This window comes from Oleiphilus sp. HI0132, from assembly GCF_001635845.1.
The window spans coordinates 1-888 of record NZ_LWGJ01000145.1; the positions used below are offsets into that span (position 1 = coordinate 1).

Genomic DNA, 888 nt, shown 5'->3' on the forward strand with positions numbered 1-888 from the left:
GTTACTGCGAGTGGTGAAGGGCTAGAGGCCGCAGCCAGGAAGGCTCGTTACGAAGTTTTCGAGAGGCTGCTAAATGATGGTGATGTGTTGCTCCAGGGTCATCATCAAAACGATCAGGCTGAAACGGTGTTGATTAGGGCATTGCGCGGTAGTGGTGTTAAGGGCTTATCGGCTATTCCGCCTAGCAGGCTTATGTCTTGTGGAACTGTTATTTATCGCCCTTTGCTTGAGGTCTCGAGAAGGGCTTTAGAGTTAGAAGCGGAAGGTTTNGGTCTGAAGTGGGTCGAGGATGAAAGCAATAGTGATTCAGTCTTTGATAGAAACTTTCTGAGGAATGAAATTCTCCCTCTACTTGAACAGCGTTGGCCAAATTCTACCGAGGCTCTTGCGCAGGTTGCGTGTAAAGCAAGTGAAACGCAAAGCTTTATTGATGATTGGTGTGTAAAGCAATTTGATTCTGGCTTGTTGCTTGAGCGCGCTCAGGGTGAAAAAGTCATCGATATCTCAGTTTTATCATCTTATAGAGAGAGAGATCAGAAGATCTTGTTACGAGCTTGGATTGATAACTTTGATTGCCCGCAGCCTTCAGAGCGTATATTGGGAAGAGTTTTTACTGAGCTGATTTCAGCCAAGCCAGATGCTAATCCTATTGTCCAATGGTCAGGTTTTGAATTGCGCCGTTATCTAGGGGGAATTTATTGCCAGCGTAAACCTGTGGGCGGCAGTGAATCTTATAGCGAAACTCGGCAATTTAAGCGGCGTGGTCAAGTTTATAATGTTGAAATTGCAGCTCAGAATATATCGTGTGCTTATGAAAGTGGGGATGTAAGCATGCAGGCTGATTCAGGTCGTATACAGCTCGCCGTGCCCGGGGCAGGTTTTGAGTTG

The 888-nt window shown here is 46.2% G+C and carries 1 protein-coding gene; it reads left to right on the forward strand.

The window, feature by feature from the left end; translation table 11 throughout:
• Positions 1-888 (forward strand): tRNA lysidine(34) synthetase TilS (tilS, locus tag A3766_RS01855; protein WP_068641547.1); only part of this gene is annotated, 888 nt, incomplete at both ends.